This is a genomic window from Oceanisphaera sp. IT1-181 (assembly GCF_033807535.1).
GTDB lineage: Bacteria > Pseudomonadota > Gammaproteobacteria > Enterobacterales > Aeromonadaceae > Oceanimonas.
In genome coordinates this window covers 2,880,262-2,900,377 of sequence record NZ_CP136856.1, presented here as the reverse complement: position 1 = coordinate 2,900,377, position 20,116 = coordinate 2,880,262, and the positions used below count along the sequence as shown (strand labels likewise).

Genomic DNA, 20,116 nt, shown 5'->3' with positions numbered 1-20,116 from the left:
AATAATCCATCCGTTCCCTAGCTTCTTCAGGTTCTACATGACAACTAAATATATTTTTGTTACTGGTGGGGTTGTGTCGTCCCTGGGTAAAGGCATTGCAGCCGCTTCCCTGGCCGCCATCCTCGAGGCTCGCGGTCTTAATGTGACCATCATGAAGCTGGATCCCTACATTAACGTAGATCCCGGCACCATGAGCCCGACTCAGCACGGTGAAGTGTTTGTCACCGATGATGGTGCCGAAACCGACTTGGACTTAGGCCATTACGAGCGCTTTATTCGCACTAAGATGACGCGTCGTAATAACTTCACCTCCGGCCGCGTATACGCGGACGTGCTGCGCAAGGAACGACGCGGCGATTATCTGGGCGCCACCATTCAGGTGATCCCTCACATTACTAACGCCATTAAAGACCGCGTGATTGCCGGTGCCGAAGGGCACGATGTGGCCATCGTAGAAGTGGGTGGCACCGTCGGTGATATTGAATCATTGCCGTTTTTGGAAGCCTTGCGTCAGCTTGCCGTGCAAGTAGGGCGTGAAAACACCCTGTTTATGCACCTGACCTTGGTACCCTATTTGGCGGCGGCCGGTGAAGTGAAAACTAAACCGACCCAGCATTCGGTAAAAGAATTACTGTCGATTGGTATTCAGCCAGACATCTTGATTTGCCGTAGCGACCGCGTGATCCCGGCCAACGAGCGCGCCAAAATTGCGCTGTTCTGTAACGTGATCGAAAAAGCGGTTATTTCTCTGAAAGACGTGGACTCCATCTACAAAATCCCAGCACTGCTGCGTTCTCAGGGCTTAGATGAATTGGTCGTGAAGCGCTTTCACCTCGACTGCCCACCGTCAGACTTGTCTGAGTGGGAGCAGGTGATCTACGAAGAAGCGAATCCTACCGGCGAAGTGACCATCGGCATGGTCGGTAAATACACCGAGCTGCCGGATGCTTATAAGTCAGTGAACGAAGCGCTGAAGCACGGTGGCTTAAAGAATCGTCTCACGGTCAATATCAAATACATTGACTCTCAAGACCTTGAGACCAAAGGCGAAAGCCTGCTTGAAGGCCTAGATGCCATCTTGGTGCCCGGCGGCTTTGGGCCACGCGGCATTGAAGGCAAGATCATGGCGGCCCGTTATGCCCGGGAAAATCGCGTGCCTTATTTAGGTATTTGCCTCGGTATGCAAATCGCGTTGATTGAATATGCGCGTAACGTGGTTGGCCTAGAAGGCGCACATTCGTCAGAATTTGATCCAGATAGCCCGTTTCCAGTGGTCGGTTTGATCACCGAATGGCTGGATGAAGAAGGCGTAGTTGAAGTACGCGATGAAATGTCAGATCTCGGCGGCACCATGCGCTTGGGCGCTCAGTTGTGCCATTTAGAGCCTGGTTCTAAGGTGCACGCGCTCTATGGTTCAGATACTATCTATGAGCGTCATCGTCATCGCTATGAAGTGAACAATCATCTGCTGCCAAAAATTGAGGCGGCGGGTATGCAAGTAACGGGACGTTCGGCCGATAAGAAATTAGTCGAAATCATTGAGAATCCCGATCACCCTTGGTTTGTAGCGGCGCAATTCCACCCGGAATTCACCTCTACACCACGGGATGGACACGGCTTGTTTACCGGCTTTATCAAAGCGGCAGGCCAATATCAGCAGGGAGAGCTGGAATAACCTAACATCACGGCTGAGTTGAAGAGACCTTCGACTCAGCCGTATTTTTTAGTGCTTGATCCCGTTTTTACCTTTCAACTAATAGAGGAAGTTAGAGAATGGCTAAGATTGTTAAAATTATCGGTCGTGAAGTTATTGATTCGCGTGGCAACCCAACCGTAGAAGCTGATGTGTTTTTGGAAGGCGGCTTCATGGGGCGCGCTATCGCGCCATCCGGTGCTTCTACTGGTTCACGCGAAGCGTTAGAGCTGCGTGACGGTGATAAGTCACGCTTTTTGGGTAAGGGCGTACAAGTTGCCGTTACCAACATCAATGACCCTATCGCCAAGGCGCTGATTGGCAAAGATGCCACTCAACAAGCTGACATCGACCAGATAATGCTCGACTTAGATGGCACCGAAAATAAAGCAAAGCTTGGCGCAAACGCCATTCTGGCCGTGTCTCTGGCGGTCGCAAAAGCCGCTGCGCTGTCTAAAGGCGTGCCTTTGTATGCCTGGATTGCTGAGCTAAATGGCACCCCAGGTAAATACTCTATGCCACTGCCCATGATGAACATCATCAATGGCGGCGAGCACGCCGACAATAACGTCGACATTCAAGAGTTTATGATTCAACCCGTAGGCGCCAAGAACATTAAAGAAGCGCTGCGCATGGGTGCTGAAGTGTTCCACAGCTTGGCGAAAGTATTAAAAGCCAAAGGCCTGAGCACCTCAGTGGGTGACGAAGGTGGTTTTGCCCCAGATTTAGAGTCGAACGAAGCAGCATTAGTGGCAATTAAAGCAGCCGTTGAGCAAGCGGGTTACGTACTGGGTAAAGACATAGTGCTGGCGATGGACTGTGCTGCTTCTGAGTTTTACGACAAAGCGAAAGGCAACTACAACCTGAGCGGCGAAGGCAAAGTATTCACCGCCAATGAGTTCACTCATTATCTGGAAGACCTCACTCAACGCTACCCAATCGTATCGATTGAAGATGGCTTAGATGAGTCTGACTGGGACGGTTTTGCTTACCAAACTAAGATTCTGGGCGACAAGATCCAACTGGTAGGTGACGACTTGTTCGTAACTAACACCAAGATCTTGAAAGAAGGTATCGACAAAGGCATCGCCAACTCAATACTCATCAAGTTCAACCAGATCGGCACCTTGACCGAAACTCTGAACTCGATTCAAATGGCACAAAAAGCCGGTTACACAGTGGTGATTTCCCATCGCTCAGGTGAAACTGAAGATACCACTATTGCCGATTTGGCAGTGGGTACTTGTGCAGGCCAAATCAAGACCGGCTCTATGAGCCGCTCGGATCGTGTTGCTAAATACAACCAATTGATCCGCATCGAAGAAGAGCTGGGTGCCAAAGCCCCGTTCAACGGTTTGTCTGAGATTAAAGGTCAGGCTTAATTAAGCAGACGGCCCGCTGAGCGGCAAAATTTGCGCCGCGAACTGGCTGACTTGATTAAAGCAAAACATGAAACCCCGCCCAGTGCGGGGTTTCTTTTGTTCGGCGCCCGAATATGGGAAACTAGCCGCCTATTCGTGGAGGAAGCATGCGCATTCTAACCCTAATACTGCTCGCCGTGTTATGTACCCTGCAATATGATCTGTGGCGGGGGAAAAATGGCTTGGCGGAATACAATGAAGCTCAAAGCTACGTGACGCGCCAAATGGACGACAACGAACAATTGGTGACCCGTAACGCTTTATTGTATCGGGAAATTGAAGATCTCAATAAAGGACTGGCGGCAGTGGAAGAGCTGGCGCGTAACGATCTGGGGATGATCAAACCCGGCGAAACCTTTTATCGACTGCTGCTTGCTGATAAACCCAGCCCATGAGCGCGTCTGATCCCCATGTGGCTACTGATGCCTTAACTAATGCCGTAGCTGAGCTCGGTATTTATACCGCCATCGTGCCCGCAGCCGGCATTGGTAGTCGCATGGCCGCCGACAGGCCTAAGCAATATTTAGCACTGGCGGGCAGCACTGTTCTCGAACAAACTCTGACGCGCTTGCTTAAACATCCCGCCATTGGCGCTATTATCGTGGCCACCGCTGAACACGATACCTGGTTTGAGCACTTACCCTTGGCGCAACATCCGCGTATTCAGCAAGTGTTAGGCGGAGCTGAGCGGGCCAATACGGTACTTAATGCACTGGCGCATGTGAACACCGATTGGGTATTGGTGCACGATGCGGCGCGACCTTGTTTGCATTCTGCCGACCTAGATGCGGTTATGGATGCCGGTCGCCAAGTTCAAGGTGCGATTTTAGCCAGCCGAGTGCGCGACACCATGAAGCGCGGCGATGGCCAAGGCGCCATTGCTCACAGCGTATCGCGGGATGAACTGTGGCACGCACTGACGCCACAATGCTTTGCGACTGACACACTGCGCCAAGCCTTATCGGGCGCGCTGGCCGCGGGCATCACCATTACCGATGAGGCCTCAGCCATGGAATGGGCGGGCTTTAATCCCAAATTAGTAGCTGGGCGCGCCGACAATATTAAGATCACCCGCCCCGAAGACTTAGCACTAGCGAGCTTTTTCTTAAACAAAATATAAAGACATTTTTGCAACGGAAGAACACGGAACAATAGTGATCAAATCTGAATGAAGCCGGTAAGGGTGAAGCGTAAAGAGTGAAGAGGGTGAACCGTCAGCTGTGCCGATACCGGCATATCTTACGGATGTAGAGGCCGCTTTAGCCGGCCGGTTTTGCGTAGCAAAACGGGTAGTCACTAGTCGATTTTATCTCAGCTTAATTTTTCCTTCAGTTGTCCGTGACTCTCGTAACAAAGAAGCGTGGCAAAAACAGTTTTTGAATTTGTCTTTAAACGTAAGGCGTACGACGTAAAGCGTACGGCTTGATACATAACAGAGATCACAATCATGATGCGAATTGGACACGGTTTTGACGTGCATAAATTTGGTGGCGAAGGCCCCTGTATTCTGGCCGGCGTGGCCGTGCCTTATGAGCAAGGCTTATTGGCCCACTCTGACGGCGACGTCATTTTGCACGCGCTCACGGATGCGCTATTAGGTGCCATTGGTGCCGGTGATATTGGCCGCCATTTTCCTGATACAGACGCTGCCTATAAAGGCGTCGACAGCCGCGTATTGCTGCGCGATGTGGTCAATAAAGTGTCTGCTGCCGGCTACGCCTTAGCCAATGCAGACATTACCGTACTGGCTCAAGCACCTAAGTTGTCGCCGTTTATCGATGCTATGGTGGCCAATATCGCGGCCGATCTGCAAGTGCCCGTGAGCATTATCAACGTAAAGGCCACTACGACCGAGCAGCTGGGTTTTGTGGGCCGTAAAGAAGGCATAGCGGCAGAAGCCGTGGTGCTGTTGGTGCAACTATGACAGCGACTTCTGGTGTAGGCGAATGGCATTATCTGCACAGTGAACCTACGGCCACGGGGCGCTTAAAAACCGTGCCCGAAGATTTTAAAGTGCGCGAAGACTTAGGTTTTGCGCCCTGCGGTGAAGGCGAGCATATCTTGCTCTATATTCGCAAACGCGGTCAAAATACCCAGTGGATAGCGCGCGAATTAGCCCGCGTGGCCGGGGTAACCCAACGCGAAGTCACGTGGGCGGGCTTGAAAGACCGCCATGCGGTAACCGAGCAATGGTTTGGCGTGCATCTGCCGGGCAAGGCGGAGCCAGATTTTTCTAGCCTAGAAAATGGCGACGTACAAATCTTGGCTCGGGCGCGCCACAATAAGAAGCTAAAAATTGGCGCCCTCAAAGGCAACTGGTTTGAGCTGGTCGTGAACGAGCTAGCCGTAAACGATCCTGCAGAATTAGAAGCCCGCTTAATCGCAATTCAAGCGCGCGGCGTGCCTAACTATTATGGCGACCAACGCTTTGGCCATAATTTTGGCAATTTAGATCAAGCGCGGGCCATGTTTAACGGCCGAAAGATTAAAGACCGCAATAAACGTTCTATGTATTTATCCGCAGCGCGCAGCTATTTATTTAATTTGGCCGCCAGCCAGCGCTTAAGTGCCGGTTTAGGTGAGCAATTAATGGCAGGCGACTGTTTAATGCTCTCGGGCACTCAGTCTTTTTTCACCATTAATGACGACAATCCACTGGATGATGCCTTGCAAGCGCGCTTTGACTCGGGCGATGTACGCTTGAGCGCACCCATGTGGGGTCGTGGTCGTTTGCCAAGCTTAGAGGCCGCCGCCGAGTTAGAGCTGGCAGCGCTGAGTGAGCAAACAGACTTGTGCGAAGGGCTAGAGAATCAAGGCCTAAAACAAGAGCGTCGCCCGCTGTTACTTAAACCCCAAGAGATGAGCTGGCAGTTTAACGGCGATCGCTTAAGTCTGTCATTTTGGTTACCCGCTGGCAGCTATGCCACCAGTGTGGTGCGTGAACTGGTAAAGGAAGCCGAGCTGCATGAAGATATTAGTGAGTAATGACGATGGGGTGAATGCGCTTGGCATTCGCACCTTGAGTCGCGCCTTATCTGAATTTGCCGAGGTGGTCACGGTGGCCCCGGATCGTAATCGCAGCGGTGCCAGTCATTCTTTGACGCTGGAAGTACCGCTGCGGGTCGATAAACTCGACGACAGTGGCTTCTATTCCGTGAAGGGCACACCCACAGACTGCGTGCATTGGGCGGTAAACTGCTTGCTGGATCCGGATCCAGACCTAGTGGTGGCAGGCATTAACCACGGTGCCAATTTAGGCGACGATGTGCTCTACTCTGGCACGGTTGCTGCCGCCACCGAAGGGCGCCACCTCGGCTTGCCCTCTTTGGCCATCTCTTTATGCGGTGACCGCCACTTTGACACGGCCGCTCATTACGCTTGTCTGTTAGTGCAAGGCTTGTTAAGAGCACCATTGGCCACCAATCAAATACTGAACGTGAACGTGCCCGACTTGCCCTTGAGTGAAATTCAAGGTATCAAAGTGACTCGTTTGGGTAATCGTCACCGCTGTGATCCGGTCTTAAAAGAATATGATCCGCGCGGCCGACCCATTTATTGGATAGGACCACCGGGTGCCATTCATGATGCGGGCGAAGGTACCGACTTTGATGCGGTAGAAAGAGGCTATGTCTCCATTACGCCGCTCACTATCGATATGACGGCGCACAGCAAGATGGCGGCATTAGCCAGCTGGATCAAAGAAGTGGAGTAGTAGGGTGCTTACGTTAGCAGGACAGCGGCTTTATCATTTGCTGCAACAACAGGGAATTACCAACGAACGCGTGCTGCAAGCCATTGCCTGCTTGCCCAGAGAGCAGTTTGTAGACGAAGCTATGTCGCACAAGGCGTGGGATAACAGTGCCTTGCCGATAGGCTTTGGCCAGACCATCTCCCAGCCTTATATAGTGGCGCGCATGACCGAAGTGCTGTTAGAGCAAGCGCCCAACCCCAAACGCGTGTTGGAAGTGGGCACCGGCTCTGGCTTTCAAACGGCGGTATTGGCGCAATTGGTGGAGCAGGTCTGTACTTTAGAGCGCATTAAGTCGTTGCAGTATCAAGCGCGTCGCCGCTTACAGCGCCTCGATTTGTATAATGTGTCCACCAAGCACGGTGACGGCTGGCAAGGCTGGGCAAGTAAGGCACCGTTTGATGCCATTATGGTCACGGCCGCGGCGCAAGAAACGCCCCAAGCGTTATTATCACAATTAGCCGATGGCGGGCGCATGGTGATCCCCGTTGGCCAAACCCAACAATCGTTATGGCTGTATCAGCGCCATGGCAATCAATTTTCGCGTACCGAATTAGAGCCGGTGCGCTTTGTCCCGTTAGTGAAAGGCGATCTTGAGTGAAAATTTTTTCTCGGTTGTATCAACAGGTGATGATTTGGTCTTTGCATCGCCACGCACCGGTTTATTTATCCCTAAATAGTTTTGTTGAGTCCATTTTTTGGCCGATACCTGTGGATGTGATGCTGGCACCTATGACGCTGGCTAAGCCACAGCGCGCTTGGTATTACGCGGGGCTGGCGACCTGTTTCTCGGTGCTGGGTGCCGCCTTTGGCTATCTGCTGGGGTATGCGCTTTGGGATCCGGTCGTGGCGCCTTTTATTGCCTCCATGGGCTATGAGGGCAAAATTGAGATAGCGCAAGCGTGGTTTAGTGAATGGGGTATTTGGGTGATTTTTATCGCCAGCTTCACGCCCATTCCTTATAAGGTGTTTACCGTCACCGCCGGCATGCTGAGCATGGCGTTCTTGCCCTTCGTGTTAGTGTCACTGGTAGGCCGAGGCTTGCGTTTCTTTATGGTGGCCGGACTCATGAAGTGGGGTGGGCCGCCCATGGAAGCAAAGCTTATCCGTTATATCGATATTTTGGGTTGGTTGTGTGTGGCCGCCGCCGTTATCGCCTACTTGTTGTTAAGAAACTGATGCGCAGGCAGAGCCGCTGTTTCACGCTATGGTGTATCAATCTTGTGTTGATAACCTTGCTGAGCGCTTGCTCTGCCTCTCGCCCCGCTCCTGTGTATGGTGTTAATGCCCGGGGGCAAATCAAAGCCAACGGCAGCCATTATGTGGTGGCTAAAGGCGACACTCTGTATTCCATTGCGTGGCAGGCGGGCTCGGATGTGCCAAGCCTAGCGCGCCATAATCGCATCGCTCCCCCTTATTCTATTTACCCAGGGCAAACGCTGCGCCTAGATGTGCCGGGTGCTGCGCGGGCGCAATATATTGTGCGCCGAGGTGACACGCTCAACAGCATAGCGCGCAACGCGAATCACAGAGTGGCGGATCTCGCGACGCTGAACGGCTTAAAGCCGCCTTATCGCATCTATGTTGGTCAAAGCCTGACGCTGCTTCGCGGATCCACTTCACAGAAGCAACAAGTAGCGCGTACAACAGCAGTACCTGCTGGCAAGATAAGAGTGACACAAACCCAGACTGCAGCTGTGCCTAAAAATCAACCGGTGGTAAAATCTACAAAGCCAGTTGCAGCCGCTCCCGGAAAAGTTTACGCTGGAACTGCTGCACAAAAAAGCGCCGCTAATAACTCACCTATTAAATGGCACTGGCCAACCACAGGACCCATTATCTCGGGCTTTTCGTTGGCAGAGACCGGCAATAAGGGCATAGATATTAGAGGTAGCAGGGGGCAGGCTATTAACGCTGCCGCAGCTGGCAAGGTTGTATACGCAGGGAACGCGCTACGTGGATACGGCAACCTGATCATCATCAAACACAATGATGATTATTTGTCTGCCTACGCTCACAACGAGGTGCTTAAAGTCAAAGAGCAGCAAACCGTGAGCTCTGGGCAGCACATAGCGGATATGGGAAGTAGTGACACGACTGATGTACGGTTACATTTTGAGATCCGACATCAGGGTTCGTCGGTTAATCCGATGACCTATCTGCCAAAAAGATAACATCCGGGAGACAGGTAGTACCCGGATAAAGGGAGAACTGCCATGAATGCGAGCAAAGCAACAACCCCAAAAAAGAACATGGATGCGGATCAGGCAATGGATGCAACGATCAGCCCCGAGCAAGACAGCGTTGAAACAATAGACGCGGAAGAAAAAGCGAGTGTAGCCAACAGTCGTACGCTAGACGTGACTCAGCTGTATCTAGGTGAAATTGGATTTTCTCCGTTATTAACCGCAGAAGAAGAAGTCTTGTATGCTCGACGCTCTTTACGCGGAGACTTAATTGCGCGCAAGCGCATGATTGAATCAAACTTACGCTTAGTAGTTAAAATCTCCCGCCGTTATAACAATCGCGGGCTGGCTTTGCTGGACTTGATTGAAGAGGGCAACCTCGGCTTAATTCGCGCGGTAGAAAAGTTTGATCCTGAGCGCGGCTTTCGCTTCTCCACCTATGCCACTTGGTGGATCCGCCAAACCATAGAACGCGCCATCATGAACCAGACCCGTACCATACGGCTGCCGATTCATGTGGTAAAAGAGCTTAATGTTTATTTGCGCACCGCCCGCGAGCTCGCCCAACGTCTGGATCATGAACCCACCGCCGAAGAAATAGCCCAAGCCCTCGATAAACCCGTCAGTGATGTTTCGCGCATGCTTAAGCTGAATGAGAAAGTCAGCTCAGTGGACACGCCCATCGGTGGTGATGGTGACAAAGCATTATTAGATGTGATCGCCGACGAAAACGACACTAATCCCGAAACCGAGCTGCAAGATAGTGATATGAACAGTAGCTTAGTGCGTTGGCTGGAGGAGCTTAATCCTAAACAACGTGAAGTGTTAGCCCGTCGTTTTGGTTTGCTGGGTTATGAAGCCTCTACGCTGGAGCATGTGGGTCAAGAAATTGGTTTAACGCGCGAGCGAGTACGCCAAATCCAAGTAGAAGCGCTACGCCGTTTAAAAGAAATTGTCACCCAGCAAGGCCTGTGTGTAGATACCCTTTTTTACGACAATTAATGCAAGAGCGCAGCAGCACTGATGTGGGTTCTTTTTCTAACCAAAGGCGGATAGTTTTTGATTGTTTTTAGTTTTGTTACACAAAACCGGCCAGCTAAAGGCCGCCTCTACAAGGTCGGGTGTTTTGGGTAGAGACCGCTTGAGCTGGCCGGTGGCGCGTAGCGGCACTGTGTCCTCTTACAGGTGGGCGCAGTGCTAATAGCAAACCACCCCGACCGTAGAGCGTTCACCGGTCAACACTAACAAAAAAGCCAGCATCGGACACACAGTCAGGTGCTGGCTTTTTGTTTTGTGGCTTGGCTTAATTCACGGCTTCACGCTTTTTCTTCAATTGATACATCAGTTCCAGCGCTTGGCGCGGTGTGAGTTCGTCCGGTTCAATTTCATCTAAAAGCCGCAAAGCCGCATTAAGCGGTTCACCTGCTTGTTCGTCAAATAGGGGCAGTGAGCCTTGAACTTCTTGGCGATTAGACGCTTTCGACTTATTCGGTTTTTTATTCTGCTTATTTGGCGTAGGCGGTGCTAATAGCTTGGCCTGCTCAGAGGCTGCTAATAACTGGCCGGTTTCCAGCTCGCCCAGTTTAGTGCGCGCCAAGGCCAATACCGGTTTGGGCACGCCGGCCAAGGCTGCCACCTGTAAGCCATAAGAGCGACTGGCGGCACCGTCTTGCACCGAGTGCATAAAGGCGATGGTGTCGTCATGCTCAAGTGCATCTAAATGCACGTTGGCCACCGCCGACCACAGGCCGGCCAGCTCGGTAAGCTCAAAGTAGTGGGTAGCAAACAAGGTATAGGCATGTAGCTGATTGGCCAGCGCATCGGCACAGGCCCAAGCCAATGCCAAACCATCATAAGTGCTGGTGCCGCGGCCAATTTCATCCATCAACACCAAGCTGTGGCGGGTGGCATTATTTAAAATATTGGCAGTTTCGGTCATTTCCACCATAAAGGTGGAACGGCCGGAGGCTAAATCATCAGAGGCGCCGATGCGGGTAAAGATACGGTCAATTTTGCCGATGCGCGCGCTGGCTGCCGGTACAAATGAGCCCATGTAAGCCATTAGCACGATCAGTGCGGTTTGGCGCATATAAGTCGATTTACCGCCCATGTTAGGACCGGTGATCAGCAACATCTTACGCTGCTCAGACATTTGTAGCGGGTTGGCAATAAAAGGCTCGCTCATCACCTGCTCTACCACCGGATGACGGCCAGCTTCGATATCAATCAGCTCATCTTCGGTCAAAGTAGGGCGGCAGTAATCGAGGTTGTCGGCTCGCTCGGCCAAATTGGCGAACACATCCAGCTCGGCCAAAGCCCTAGCACTGCGCTGTAGTGGCTGCAGGTGCTCTAACAAACGATCCAGCAGTGCCTCGTAAAGTTTTTTTTCTAACGCTAAGCCTTTGCCTTGAGCGTTTAATACTTTGTCTTCGTACTCTTTCAGCTCAGGGATAATATAGCGTTCGTTATTTTTTAACGTTTGGCGGCGCACATAATGCAACGGCACTTGGTCGGCACTGGCCCGACTCACCTCAATATAAAAACCGTGCACTCGGTTATACGCCACTTTAAGTGTAGAAATACCGGTAGCGGCTTTTTCCCGCGCTTCCAGTGCTTCTAAGTAACGATGAGCACCGGCGGCCAATTCCCGCAACTCATCCAGTTCGGCATTAAAGCCATCACGGATCACGCCGCCATCACGAATAAGCACCGGCGGTGTATCAACCACTGCTTGCTCTAATAATTCAGCCAATTCCGGATACTGACTAATAGTGGCGGCCAGCTCAGTTAAGCTAGCGCCAGCGGCGTCATGCAACTGTTGTTGGATTTCTGGCAATGCCTGCAGCGCACTGCGCAAGCGGCTTAAATCTCGCGGTCGCGCTGACCGCAGCGCTAAGCGCGCCAGCCCGCGCTCCATGTCGCCCACTTGGCGTAGTGGCGCGCGTAAATCCTCATATCGGCCTTGATCCATCAGCAGTGCGATGCTGTCTTGGCGACGAGTTAATGCTGCCAGATTACGACTCGGCTGGTGGATCCAGCGCTTCAGTAAGCGGCTGCCCATGGGGGTGGCGGTATTATCCAATACTTCGGCGAGGGTGTTTTCCACCGTGCCCGATAAATTCAGCGTTAGCTCCAAGTTGCGACGGGTAGCCGCATCCATCACCACCATATCTTGGCTGCGCTCTAGGCTAATACTATTAATGTGCGGCAGGGCGGTGCGCTGGGTATCTTTCACATATTGCAGTACGCAACCGGCAGCACTCAGTGCCGTGGTGGCCTGCTCCACACCAAAGCCAATTAAGTCACGGGTGCCAAATTGCTGACACAATAAATGGCGTGCCGTTTCTAAATCAAACTCCCACTCTGGTCGGCGGCGTAAGCTTTTACGGGCTTCAATGGCTGCAAAATAAGCAAAGGCTTCGGGGTATAGCAGTTCGGCAGGTTGCGTGCGTTGCAGCTCGGCGGTGAGCGCTTCTTCAGTGGCAAATTGATTTAATACAAAGCGCCCCGTGCTCACATCTAACATGGCGTAGCCAAACTGCTGACCATCATGAAAAATGGCCGCCAAGCAGTTATCTTGGCGCTCTACCAACAGTGCCTCATCAGAGAGAGTGCCCGGCGTAATAATGCGCACCACTTGGCGCTCCATCGGCCCTTTGTTCATGCCCGGATCGCCAATTTGCTCACAAATAGCCACCGACTCGCCCATTTGCACCAAGCGGGCTAAATAACCTTCCGCCGCATGATGGGGCACGCCTGCCATAGGGATGGCATTGCCGCCAGACTTACCGCGCTGGGTCAGAGAAATATCCAGTAAACGCGAGGCTTTCTTGGCGTCGTCATAAAACAGTTCATAAAAATCGCCCATGCGATAAAACATTAACACATCGGGATGCTGCGCCTTAAGGCCAAGGTATTGCACCATCATGGGCGTATGGGAGGAGTTGTCTTGATTCATATTAAAATCAATGCCTTATATCTTTATGAAACTGATGATGAAGCCAAGTGTAAGGCAGCGTTACTTAAGGAATCAACCGTGCCAAAACTTGAGGCCGCATTGTACCAGCAACGGAGTTTGAAGGCATATTGCTTGAGTGCTGCACCGAGCACCAAGCTAAACAAAGGGCGGTGTTTATGTTTAAGCCGTCATCCTGACGAAAGTCAGGATCTCGCCCTTAAACCACAAACCTAAATCCATTTTTGCCACGGAACTCACAGAAAAATAGGGATCAGATCTGAAAAGGATCTTGATGGTAAGGGCTAGGCTTTTGTAGGCGAACACTTGTTCTCGCATTTCGCCGAAGGCGGAACGATTTAAAACTTAAACTCATTTTTGCCACGCCTCTTTGCTACGAGAGTCACGGAACGCACGGAAAAATAGTAATTAAATCTGAAAGATATCTTGATGGTAAGAGCTGTGATTAGGCCCAAGCAAAAGTGATAGGCGAAACAGAGTTGAATCTGTAGTGAGGTTTATCACTTGTAGGCGAACGCTTGCTCTCGCATTTCGCCGTAGGCGGAACGGTTTAAAAAGTGAAGGGAGAACACAAAGCGGTAAGCACGGCGCCTAGTGAGCGTTGCTCGGCGTTGCCCCATACTGCTCAATCATCTTATTCGCTTGCTAGACTATGGCCTCGCGCCAATTGCTGGGTACCCACCGTATTGGAATAAAATAAGCCCATGGCTTGGCTGAGCACATTGTCTTGTTCTATCAGTACTAAAAACGCCACTATTTCTTGCTGCAACTCGTTGAGGCCAAGGCTGACGCCCAGTTGCTGCAAGTTAGTGTCGAGCGGCGCCGGAATATCAATGCGGGTGCTCTCTAGCTTGCCCAAGGCGGCGCTTAACAACGACATTACCTCAGTGGGAGTGAGCTCACTTGCCTCCTGTTCGGGGGCCAGCGTTTGTAAGAAGTCATCTAAGTCATGGCGGCGTTTGCTTAAGCCTATTTTTACGCCCCCGCCGAGCAGCAACAAACGCAGCGCCCATAGCATGGGCAGCGGCGCATAGCAGGGCTCGGAGGTGTGCTTGGGCCGGCTTTTCTTACGCAAAAATTCAGGAATCGGGGTGAGTGCAGACATAAAAAGCTCCTAAAACCAAGGTAACTTGTAGCATACAAGCAGATACGACAGTTGGTGTCGCCCTTGGTCGTAAGAGCAAATATTAGGCAGAACTAAGCTTGAGTTAGGCCTAAATTAGGCCCTTAAGTTGGGTTTAATTAGGCCTGAGCTAGCCTTGTGCGGCGTAAGCCACGATCTCGCAGAGCATTTCTTCTCGCGCTAATCCCACTACTATCATGGCGGCACGGTTGGGGTAGGGGGCGTCAAAGTATTCCGCATACACCTTGTTGAATACCGGCAGTTGCTCGCGGGCGGTGACGTAGATCAGCACCTGAGTGACGTGCGCCATGGTTAAGCCGGCGGCTGCTATGGTGTGTTTAAAGTTGTCCATGGTTTGGCGGGCTTGGGCTTCAATGCCGCCGGCAACCACCTTGCCTTCGGCATCAATGGGAATTTGTGCGGTATAAAACTGACCATTGGCCATCACTGCCCATTCTAGCGGCGCCTTAGAGGCGAACAGATCGGTTTTTACGGCTGTTTTCATGAGGTATTCCTTTTGGTTAATACGGAAAAAAAGAGCGGCTAGTGCCGCTCAAGTTAGATTAAAAATCGCTTAACGAGTACGTTTTACAAGTTTTGCTCAATCGCCATTTGCTTAATGATCTTCGGTGCCGTCCATAGCGTGGGCAGCAATACAAATGAGACAGGTACCGCGGTGACCACAATAAAGGATTGCAGCGCCGATATTCCCCCGGAGCCAATGGAAATTAAAATAGCCGCCACTACCCCCATCATCACGCCCCAGAACACCCGTACCCCTGAGTGAGGGTGATCCGTCCCGGTCATGACCATGGATACCGCATAGGTCATGGAGTCACCGGTGGTGGCAACAAAGATGGTAGTGAGGATTAAAAACAATACCGAGATGATGGTGCCCAGTGGCAGCTGTTCGGTGATGGCCAGTAATGCGGCGGGTAAGTTAAAACCAGAGAAGGCTTCAGAGACGCTGCCCGGATTGGCTAACTCGAACGCAATACCACTGCCGCCCATGATGGTGAACCAGAAGCAGGTGATGATAGGCGCGACGATGGCGATTAAGAGAATCACCTGACGTACGGTGCGACCGCGTGAAATACGCGCCACGAACATCGCCATTAACGGGCCATAGCCTAAAAACCAACCCCAGAAGAATACCGTCCACCAATCTAACCAGGCAGGATCAGCCCTAAAGGTCGCCATCGGGAAGAAATCACTTATATACACACCAAAGGCACCGATATAGGCATCAATGATAAAGGCAGTAGGGCCAAACAAGAGGATAAACAGCATTAAGAATGCGGCCAGCACCACGTTTAAATTACTGAGTATCTTAATGCCGCGGTTCACGCCACTCACCGCAGATAAGGTATAGATGGCAATCAAACCGACGAGGATCATCACCTGAGTCATGTAGGTATCAGGAATGCCAAACAGTTTTTCTAGGCCAAAGCTGATTTGTAAGCCTAAGAAGCCGATGGGGCCTACGGTGCCTGCCACTACCGCTAATACGCAGCAGGCATCGACCAAGGTGCCCAGCCAGCTTTTCATGACCCAGTCACCAAACACCGGATATAACAAGGTGCGAGGTTTGAGCGGCAAGCCTTTGTCGTAATGTAAGTGGGTAAAGACGATGCCGGTTAAGCTTCCCAGAATAGCCCAGGCTAAAAATCCCCAGTGCATAAAGCTTTGTGCCAGCGCGTTAATGGCCTTATTCATGCCATCGGTTTCATCGGCATATAGGGGGGGAGGAGAAAGAAAGTGCGCCAGTGGCTCAGCCGCGGCCCAAAACACACCGCCGCCGGCCAGCAAGGTACACATGATGATCGACATCCACTGAAAAGTAGACATTTCCGGCACGGCTAACCCGCCTAGGCGAACATTACCGCCTTTGCCAATCGCCATGGCTATCGCGATCAAAAAGGTCAGTAACAGTAATACTTGCCAGTAAGCACCAAACAGTTTGGTCGATACGGCAAAGGCACTGTCTACCCAGCTCGATACCAATTGAATATCGTAGAGCGCCATGACGACGAACAGCATGAGGGCGCCGCCGCTTAGCAGAAAGACCGGTAAGTCCAGTCCGGTAAAAAAAGTAGTGTTGGGTGGGGTATTATTTGTTGAATGGGTATCCATGGCCAGTTCCGCCTCTGTTTTATTGCTCATGTTCGCCTCCATTATGGAACATTACACGGGGAGCAGGGCTCCCCGATATCCTTACTGAGCAGCAGTTTGTGGCTGCAGGGCGGTATCTAGAAAGGTCAGCCAGTTTTGGCCCATTATTTTTGCCGTGTCTTGTTGGCTAAAGCCTCGGGCTAATAAGCCGTTGGTGAGGTTGGGGAAGTCGCGGCTATCACGAAACCAAGATAATGGTCGTGGCCAATCGGCATTAGCCTTAGAGCCCTCACCGTAATCCATGGCCTTGGACCAGCGACCGTTGCGCATCCATTCCAGCACCGACAGCGGCTGGTTTTGGCACAAATCGGTGCCGATGCCCAAGCGGTCTGCGCCCATTAAATCTGCAGTGCGGGCAATCATGTCGCAGTATTCGTCCAGCGTGCAGTCGGGGCCGTTTTTAAGGTGGAAAGGATAGGCGCTAAAGCCTAATAAACCACCGGATTCGGCCAGAGCCTTCAGCACCGTATCCGACTTGTTGCGCTTAGCATCGTGAAAGCTCAGCGGGTTAGCGTGCGAGATAACGATAGGGCGCTCAGAAATCTCGATGGCCTCTAGCGTGCTGCGCTCGGCGCTGTGGCTCATGTCGATAACCATGCCCACCCGATTCATTTCTTTGATCACTTGGCGGCCAAAGCGGGTCACACCGCTATCGACCGCTTCGTAGCAACCGCAAGCCAGCAAGCTTTGGTTATTGTAGGTAAGCTGCATGATCATCAGGTTTAAATTACGCATCACCTCGACCATGCCAATATCGTCTTCTATGGGGGAGCAGTTTTGCGCCCCAAACATAATGCCGACTTTGCCTTCGGCCTTGGCACGGCGAATATCATCGCTGCTGCGCACCGGCATAATCAGATCGCCGTGTAGTTCAAACTGACGGTTCCACTCGGCAACGCGCATCAGGGTTTCGCGGATCTGTTCGTGATAGACGATGGTGGCGTGCACCATGGTCACGCCGCCTTGGTGCAGTTGCTCGAAGATTTCTCGGCTCCAGTTGGAATACTGCAACCCGTCAATCACTATCATGTCGTTGTGTAATGCTCGGCTCATAGCCCTGTCTCCGTTAAGCGCGGATGTAGGTGGTTTTGACGACGGTGTAAAACTCTTTGGCATAAGTACCCTGTTCACGAGGGCCAAAGCTGGAGTCTTTACGGCCGCCAAACGGCACATGGTAATCGGTGCCCGCAGTGGGCAAGTTCACCATCACGCAGCCGGTTTTGGCGTTGCGTTTAAAGTCGGTGGCATACTTCAATGATTCGGTGCAAATGCCGCCGGTTAAGCCAAAATTGGTGTCATTTAAGGTGGCCAGTGCTTCAGCGTAGTCTTTCACCTTGATCACACAGGCAATGGGCGCAAAGGCTTCTTCGCGATTAATGGTCATGTCGTTGGTGGTGTCGATAAACAGCGCTGGCTGCATGTAGTAGCCTTCGGTTTCTGCGGTGATCACCTCGCCGCCGTATACCAAATTACCGCCTTCGGCTTTGGCCAGCTCTAAGTATTTGAGGTTAGATTCCATTTGGCGGGCATCGGCTACGGCACCAATGTGTACGCCTTCTTTTAGCGGATTACCGACTACCAGCTTTTTCATGCGCTCAATCACGGCGGCTACAAAACGGTCGTGAATGCCTTCGGTAACAATCAGGCGAGAAGAAGCAGTACATTTCTGACCGGTGCCGCCGTAAGCGCCACCTACGGCACACTCAACCGCGTTGTCTAGGTCCGCATCGTCCAATACCACTAATGCGTTTTTACTGCCCATTTCCAGCTGGCATTTTACTAAGTTGCCGGCTGTGGCCACGGCCACCTTGCGGCCAGTTTCCAGCGAACCGGTAAAGGTCAGGGCATTAATGTCACGAGAGTGGATCAACACATCTCCCACTTCGGCGCCTGGTCCCATCACCAAGTTAAACGTGCCGGCGGGTAGCTGCTGGCGCGAGATAATTTCGGTCAATGCCCAGGCAGAAGCTGGCACTTGGTTGGCGGGCTTCCAGACTACGGCATTACCGAAGGCCAGTGCCGGGGCAATTTTCCACGCACCGGTGGCGGTCGGGAAATTCCACGGCGTGATAATACCCACTACACCCACAGGCTCGCGGCGGGTTTCAATGTCTACGCCAGGACGCACTGAGTCTGCGGTTTCACCCATTTGGCGCAGCACTTCGGCGGCGTAATAGTGAAAGAACTGACCAGAGCGATACACTTCACCGGCGCCTTCGGCCAAGGTTTTGCCTTCTTCACGAGCCAGCAGTCTACCCAGCTCATCTTTACGGGCGATAAGTTCGTCACCAATGGCCATCAGTACGGCGTAGCGCTGCTCTAGGCCACTTTTCTGCCATTCTAACTGGCCGTTAACGGCGGCAGCGATGGCGGCTTTGGCCTGAGCGGCATCGGCTTGGGCGTAATGACCGATAACATCGCTCAGATCAGACGGGCTGATGTTAGCAATAGCACTTGGGCCTTCAACCCATTCACCGGCGATGTAGTTACGAAATACTGAATTAGACATGAGTGATCTCCTTTGCTTGATTGGTATCATCATAGAAGCTGTGTTTTAATAATAAAAATTAATTAATAATATTAACTGATAAGGAATTCTTATCGTGCTGCCAGAATTCAAGATTGCTCAACTGCGTCACTTTGTTTGGGTAGCCGAGCTAAAAGGCTTTCATTTAGCGGCAGAAAAGGCGCATCGCACCCAGCCTGCTATTTCATTATCGATTCGTGACTTAGAAAATAAGTTAAGCGAAGCCTTGTTTGAAAAGCATAATAGTCGTGCCGCTAAAACTGAGCTGACGCCGTTTGGACAACATTTTTTGCCAAAGGCAAAAGAGTTGCTCGCCCATCACGATCGCATTGCCGAAGACATGACCTTGCTGGTCGAGCATAAAACCGGACATTTGCGCTTGGCGTCTGTGCCCTCCATTGCCTGTCGATTTTTGCCTGAATTGTTGCTTAATTTCATCGGTAGCAACGATTTGCACGTGAGTGTGTTTGACGATAACTCGGATGCAGTGTTGAAAATGGTCGAAAACCAGCAGGTGGATTTTGGTATTGCCAGCCTGTTTGATGAGCAAAGAGAAAGCGAAAAGCATTTTACGCCGGTGTGGGAAGACAGATTAGGGGTGGTGTGCCCCAACGAGCACCCATTGGCCAGCCATAGTGAGTTGCATTGGCGCGCACTGCGGGAATATCGGTTGATCAGTAATGGTACTTCTCGATTGCTTGAGGGCAGTGAGGCCGAGTCGCTGTTGGCGCATTCTCAGTATTACATCTCTAATATGATGTCGCTGGTGGCCATGCTAGAGGCGGGCTTTGGCGTCACCACGCTGCCTTGGTATGCCTTTCCCAAAGATAATACCAAGCTCACTTTTATTCCGCTGCACACCCCTGTGATCACGCGGCGCATCGGTATTATTCGGCTGAATAATAAGTCGTTAACCCCGCCCGCGCAGGCGCTGGTCGATTTTATTCTGGCCAGCCAAACTGAGGGGGAAGAGTGAGGAGAGCGTGCATAAATAAAGCCTTAGGCCTTAAAGACTCTTTGCCACGCCTCTCTGCCACGGAATATACGGAAAAACACGGAAAAATAGTGATCAGATCTGAATGGGCTCTGTAATGGTAAGGGCCATAGCAAAAGAAGCAGAGCGATAGAAAAACTGAATACGTTGGTCGGCTCCGTTATCTACTTTAGCGGCTAAAAGCGAGATCCTGACCTGCGTCAGGAAGACGGCATAAAGACAGACATAGTCTTTGGTTCGTTTTATATCTCAACATTTAATAAACCTGCGCTACCT

Annotated in this window: 19 protein-coding genes; 13 read left to right on the top strand and 6 right to left on the bottom strand. The window is 51.7% G+C overall.

Features of this window, described 5'->3' with window-relative positions:
• The first annotated feature begins 37 nt into the window (after positions 1–37).
• The 11 genes from R0134_RS12830 (at position 38) to rpoS (ending at position 10,050) form a co-directional block, all read left to right on the top strand.
• Positions 38–1,675, top strand: coding sequence for a CTP synthase (locus R0134_RS12830; protein ID WP_319782351.1), 1,638 nt, complete (start codon positions 38–40; stop codon positions 1,673–1,675).
• A 98-nt stretch (positions 1,676–1,773) separates the two neighbouring features.
• Entirely contained in the window at positions 1,774–3,075 is a 1,302-nt protein-coding gene (gene eno, locus R0134_RS12825; RefSeq protein ID WP_319782350.1) for a phosphopyruvate hydratase, read from the top strand.
• A 146-nt stretch (positions 3,076–3,221) separates the two neighbouring features.
• Positions 3,222–3,509, top strand: coding sequence for a cell division protein FtsB (gene ftsB, locus R0134_RS12820; protein ID WP_087035083.1), 288 nt, complete (start codon positions 3,222–3,224; stop codon positions 3,507–3,509).
• A 101-nt stretch (positions 3,510–3,610) separates the two neighbouring features.
• Positions 3,611–4,234: a 2-C-methyl-D-erythritol 4-phosphate cytidylyltransferase gene (gene ispD / locus R0134_RS12815; protein ID WP_413641464.1), complete on the top strand. Its 624-nt coding sequence runs from the start codon at positions 3,611–3,613 to the stop codon at positions 4,232–4,234.
• A gap of 327 nt (positions 4,235–4,561) precedes the next feature.
• Positions 4,562–5,038, top strand: coding sequence for a 2-C-methyl-D-erythritol 2,4-cyclodiphosphate synthase (gene ispF / locus R0134_RS12810; protein ID WP_319782347.1), 477 nt, complete (start codon positions 4,562–4,564; stop codon positions 5,036–5,038).
• Entirely contained in the window at positions 5,035–6,099 is a 1,065-nt protein-coding gene (gene truD / locus R0134_RS12805) for a tRNA pseudouridine(13) synthase TruD (protein ID WP_319782345.1), read from the top strand. Before ispF ends, truD begins: the two co-directional genes overlap by 4 nt.
• Positions 6,080–6,826 carry a 5'/3'-nucleotidase SurE gene (surE, locus tag R0134_RS12800; RefSeq protein WP_087035079.1) on the top strand — a complete coding sequence of 249 codons (747 nt, stop codon included), beginning with the start codon at positions 6,080–6,082 and terminating at the stop codon, positions 6,824–6,826. Before truD ends, surE begins: the two co-directional genes overlap by 20 nt.
• A gap of 4 nt (positions 6,827–6,830) precedes the next feature.
• Complete coding sequence (locus tag R0134_RS12795; RefSeq protein ID WP_319782343.1) at positions 6,831–7,463, top strand: protein-L-isoaspartate(D-aspartate) O-methyltransferase; 633 nt, start codon at positions 6,831–6,833, stop codon at positions 7,461–7,463.
• Entirely contained in the window at positions 7,460–8,041 is a 582-nt protein-coding gene (locus R0134_RS12790) for a YqaA family protein (RefSeq protein ID WP_319782342.1), read from the top strand. The genes R0134_RS12795 and R0134_RS12790 overlap by 4 nt, the downstream gene beginning before the upstream one ends.
• Entirely contained in the window at positions 8,041–9,036 is a 996-nt protein-coding gene (locus tag R0134_RS12785) for a peptidoglycan DD-metalloendopeptidase family protein (protein WP_413641403.1), read from the top strand. The genes R0134_RS12790 and R0134_RS12785 overlap by 1 nt, the downstream gene beginning before the upstream one ends.
• A 42-nt stretch (positions 9,037–9,078) precedes the next feature.
• Positions 9,079–10,050 (top strand): RNA polymerase sigma factor RpoS, encoded by a 972-nt coding sequence (rpoS, locus tag R0134_RS12780; protein WP_319782339.1) that lies wholly within the window; start codon positions 9,079–9,081, stop codon positions 10,048–10,050.
• A 301-nt stretch (positions 10,051–10,351) separates the two neighbouring features.
• On the opposite strand, the gene mutS is transcribed toward rpoS, so the two are convergent.
• Positions 10,352–13,006 carry a DNA mismatch repair protein MutS gene (gene mutS, locus R0134_RS12775; RefSeq protein WP_319782337.1) on the bottom strand — a complete coding sequence of 885 codons (2,655 nt, stop codon included), beginning with the start codon at positions 13,004–13,006 and terminating at the stop codon, positions 10,352–10,354.
• Between mutS and R0134_RS12770 the strand changes: the two genes are divergently transcribed.
• The gene (locus R0134_RS12770; RefSeq protein ID WP_319782336.1) at positions 12,998–13,240 is read left to right on the top strand and encodes a hypothetical protein; all 243 of its coding nucleotides are present in this window, start codon (positions 12,998–13,000) and stop codon (positions 13,238–13,240) included. The two genes, mutS and R0134_RS12770, sit on opposite strands and share 9 nt — an antisense overlap.
• 418 nt (positions 13,241–13,658) lie before the next feature.
• Here the strand turns inward: R0134_RS12770 and R0134_RS12765 are convergent, their stop codons facing one another.
• From R0134_RS12765 to R0134_RS12745, 5 genes are all read right to left on the bottom strand, one after another.
• Positions 13,659–14,129, bottom strand: coding sequence for a hypothetical protein (locus R0134_RS12765; RefSeq protein ID WP_319782334.1), 471 nt, complete (start codon positions 14,127–14,129; stop codon positions 13,659–13,661).
• 148 nt (positions 14,130–14,277) lie between these two features.
• Positions 14,278–14,652, bottom strand: coding sequence for a RidA family protein (locus tag R0134_RS12760; RefSeq protein WP_319782333.1), 375 nt, complete (start codon positions 14,650–14,652; stop codon positions 14,278–14,280).
• An 83-nt stretch (positions 14,653–14,735) separates the two neighbouring features.
• Positions 14,736–16,310, bottom strand: coding sequence for a BCCT family transporter (locus tag R0134_RS12755; protein WP_319782332.1), 1,575 nt, complete (start codon positions 16,308–16,310; stop codon positions 14,736–14,738).
• Positions 16,311–16,361: 51 nt separating this feature from the next.
• Entirely contained in the window at positions 16,362–17,372 is a 1,011-nt protein-coding gene (locus R0134_RS12750) for a dipeptidase (protein WP_319782331.1), read from the bottom strand.
• A gap of 13 nt (positions 17,373–17,385) precedes the next feature.
• The gene (locus R0134_RS12745; RefSeq protein ID WP_087035068.1) at positions 17,386–18,828 is read right to left on the bottom strand and encodes an aldehyde dehydrogenase family protein; all 1,443 of its coding nucleotides are present in this window, start codon (positions 18,826–18,828) and stop codon (positions 17,386–17,388) included.
• A gap of 94 nt (positions 18,829–18,922) precedes the next feature.
• Between R0134_RS12745 and R0134_RS12740 the strand changes: the two genes are divergently transcribed.
• Positions 18,923–19,822: a LysR family transcriptional regulator gene (locus tag R0134_RS12740; protein WP_319782330.1), complete on the top strand. Its 900-nt coding sequence runs from the start codon at positions 18,923–18,925 to the stop codon at positions 19,820–19,822.
• Positions 19,823–20,116 lie beyond the last annotated feature (294 nt).